A 1,635-nucleotide genomic window follows, 5' to 3' on the forward strand; every position below is an offset into this window, starting at 1 on the left:
GGGCCGTTGGAGGGTTCCGGCCGGGCCTGAGGTGTGGGTCGTGTGCCGAGAGCTGATCCCGGCCGGGAGCGTGTTCGCGTTCCTGGCCGAACACCGGCGAGCGTTGTTCCCGCCGGAGGCGTTCGCGGATATGTATGCGCCTGTCAACGGGCGTCCGTCGGTGCCGCCGGACCTGTTGGCGACGGTGGTGGTGCTGCAAGTGCTGCATGGGCTGTCGGATGAGGAGGCGGTTGCGGCGCTGCGGTTCGATCTGCGCTGGAAGGCCGCCTGCGGTCTGGGGTTATATGACCGGGGCTTCGATCCGTCGCTGCTGACGTATTTCCGGCGCCGCCTGGCCCGTTCTGCGGATCCGGATCGGATCTTCGAGATCGTCCGCAGCGTGGTCGAGCAGACCGGGGTGCTGACCGGTCGGAACCGGCGGGCGCTGGACTCGGCCGTGCTCCTCGACGCGGTCGCCACCCAGGACACCATCACCCAGTTGATCGCCGCGATCCGCCGAGTGGCCCGCCTGGTGCCCGGCGCAGCTGCGATCGTCGCGACACACTGCCGCGCCCACGATTACACCGACCCCAGCAAACCGAAGATCGCCTGGGACGACGAGGAGGCCAAGACCGCGCTGGTCAGCGCCCTCGTCACGGACACGCTCACCCTGCTGGACCAGCTGGCCGGCCAAGACCTGGACGAAGACGGCGCTGCTGCGGTCGGCCTGCTGGCCTTGATCGCCGGCCAAGACGTCGAACCCGCCGACGGCAGCGACGGCACCGACGGCCGGTGGCGGATCGCCCGCCGCACCGCGGCGGACCGGATCATCTCCACCGTCGACCCAGAAGCCCGCCACATCCACAAAAGCGCTCAGCAGCGCCAGGACGGTTACAAGGCGCATCTGGCTGTCGAACCGGAGACCGGCCTGTTCACCGCCGTGGCCCTGCGCCCTGGTGCCGGGGCCGACCACCACGAGGCCGCCGTCGCTCCCGACCTGCTGGCCGGCGAGCACGGCCAGCTGCAGATCCTGGCCGATGCCGCCTACGCCGCCGCCGAGCTACGCGCCGCTCTGACGGTCGCCGGCCACCGGCTGCTGATCAAGCCACCCGCGCTCAAGCCCGCCGTGGTCGGCGGGTTCACCCTGGACGACTTCGCCATCGACACCGGCGCCGGCACGGTCACCTGCCCTGCCGGGCACACCGTCCCGCTCGCCGCCCCGGCAGGCCGCTACCAGCAGCGCCGCGCCACCTTCACCGGGCTGTGCGCCGCATGCCCCCTGCATGATCGCTGCACCACCGCCACGACCGGCCGCATCCTCACCATCCGCCCGCACCACGACCTGCAAGCCGCAGCCCGCCACCAAGCCGCCACCGACCCCGCCTGGCAGGACGACTACCGACACTGGCGGCCCATGGTCGAACGCGCCGTGGCCTGGCTGGTAGCCCGCGGCAACCGCCGCCTGCCCTACCGAGGCACCCACGCCAACGACCGCTGGCTCCACCACCGCGCTGCCGCTCTCAACCTCCGCCGCCTGGTCAACCTCGGACTCGCCTACCTCAACAACACCTGGACCCTCACCCCGACCAGCCCATGACCGGCGGACGTGCCAGCCCATACCAGCCCACCCACCAAGATCTTCAGGACATTCCTAGG

1 protein-coding gene is annotated in these 1,635 nt (G+C 71.1%); it reads left to right on the plus strand.

The window, feature by feature from the left end:
* The first annotated feature begins 31 nt into the window (after window positions 1–31).
* Complete coding sequence (locus ABN273_RS59135) at window positions 32–1,576, plus strand: IS1182 family transposase (protein WP_349458584.1); 1,545 nt, start codon at window positions 32–34, stop codon at window positions 1,574–1,576.
* Window positions 1,577–1,635 lie beyond the last annotated feature (59 nt).

The organism is Nonomuraea sp. B19D2, from assembly GCF_040137845.1.
In the GTDB taxonomy this organism is placed as follows: domain Bacteria; phylum Actinomycetota; class Actinomycetes; order Streptosporangiales; family Streptosporangiaceae; genus Nonomuraea.